Annotated in this window: 1 other annotated feature (only partly in view). The window is 57.3% G+C overall.

Going from position 1 to position 1,889, the window contains the following annotated elements:
- The first annotated feature begins 347 nt into the window (after positions 1 to 347).
- Positions 348 to 1,889 (top strand) — a sequence feature (mutual gap in cmsearch alignment for this rRNA model is longer than 100); it runs 1,491 nt beyond the window's last position.

Raw genomic sequence — 1,889 nt, 5'->3', positions numbered from 1 at the left:
AGCCGTACCGGAAGGTGCGGCTGGATCACCTCCTTTCTAAGGAGCACTTCTACCGAGCCCTACGGGGTGAGGTCAGAGGCCAGATCATCAGCGAATGTCTGATGCTGGTTAGCTCATGGGTGGAACGTTGATTATTCGGCACGGTTCGGTATGGATGAGAGCGCTAGTACTGCTTCGGCGTGGAACGCGAAGCTCATCAACCGATCGTGTCGGGCACGCTGTTGGGTGTCTGAGGGTATGGCCGTATGGCTGCCTTCAGTGCCGACCCCAGTGCACTCCGGTGGAAGCCGGGGGTGATGGGTGGTTGGTCGTTGTTTGAGAACTGCACAGTGGACGCGAGCATCTGTGGCCAAGTTTTTAAGGGCGCACGGTGGATGCCTTGGCACCAGGAACCGATGAAGGACGTGGGAGGCCACGATAGGCCCCGGGGAGTCGTCAACCAGGCTTTGATCCGGGGGTGTCCGAATGGGGAAACCCGGCAGTCGTCATGGGCTGTCACCCTTGCCTGAACACATAGGGCAAGTGGAGGGAACGCGGGGAAGTGAAACATCTCAGTACCCGCAGGAAGAGAAAACAACCGTGATTCCGGGAGTAGTGGCGAGCGAAACCGGATGAGGCCAAACCGTATGCGTGTGAGACCCGGCAGGGGTTGCGTATACGGGGTTGTGGGATCTCTCTTCTGTTGTCTGCCGGCAACAGGACGAGTCAGAAACCGTTGATGTAGGCGAAGGACATGCGAAAGGTCCGGCGTAGAGGGTAAGACCCCCGTAGCTGAAACATTGACGGCTCGTTTGAGAGACACCCAAGTAGCACGGGGCCCGAGAAATCCCGTGTGAATCTGGCGGGACCACCCGCTAAGCCTAAATATTCCCTGGTGACCGATAGCGGATAGTACCGTGAGGGAATGGTGAAAAGTACCGCGGGAGCGGAGTGAAATAGTACCTGAAACCGTGTGCCTACAAGCCGTGGGAGCGTCGCGCATCGAGTTTACTCGGTGCGTCGTGACTGCGTGCCTTTTGAAGAATGAGCCTGCGAGTTTGCGGTGTGTTGCGAGGTTAACCCGGGTGGGGTAGCCGTAGCGAAAGCGAGTCCGAATAGGGCGTTTTAGTAGCACGCTCAAGACCCGAAGCGGAGTGATCTAGCCATGGGCAGGTTGAAGCGGAGGTAAGACTTCGTGGAGGACCGAACCCACCAGGGTTGAAAACCTGGGGGATGACCTGTGGTTAGGGGTGAAAGGCCAATCAAACTCCGTGATAGCTGGTTCTCCCCGAAATGCATTTAGGTGCAGCGTCGTGTGTTTCTTGCCGGAGGTAGAGCACTGGATAGGCGATGGGCCCTACCGGGTTACTGACCTTAGCCAAACTCCGAATGCCGGTAAGTGAGAGCGCGGCAGTGAGACTGTGGGGGATAAGCTCCATGGTCGAGAGGGAAACAGCCCAGAGCATCGACTAAGGCCCCTAAGCGTACGCTAAGTGGGAAAGGATGTGGAGTCGCAGAGACAACCAGGAGGTTGGCTTAGAAGCAGCCACCCTTGAAAGAGTGCGTAATAGCTCACTGGTCTAGTGATTCCGCGCCGACAATGTAGCGGGGCTCAAGCGTACCGCCGAAGTCGTGTCATTCCAGCATAAGGGCCAACGCCTGCTGGGATGGGTAGGGGAGCGTCGTCTGCCGGGTGAAGCAGCCGCGTAAGCGAGTTGTGGACGGTTGACGAGTGAGAATGCAGGCATGAGTAGCGATACAAACGTGAGAAACGTTTGCGCCGATTGACCAAGGGTTCCTGGGTCAAGCTGATCTGCCCAGGGTAAGTCGGGACCTAAGGCGAGGCCGACAGGCGTAGTCGATGGATAACCGGTTGATATTCCGGTACCCGCTGTGAAGCGTCAAACATC

The sequence above is a fragment of the Streptomyces sp. NPDC034049 genome, assembly GCF_055575575.1.
This window is presented reverse-complemented; position numbering and strand designations above follow the sequence as displayed.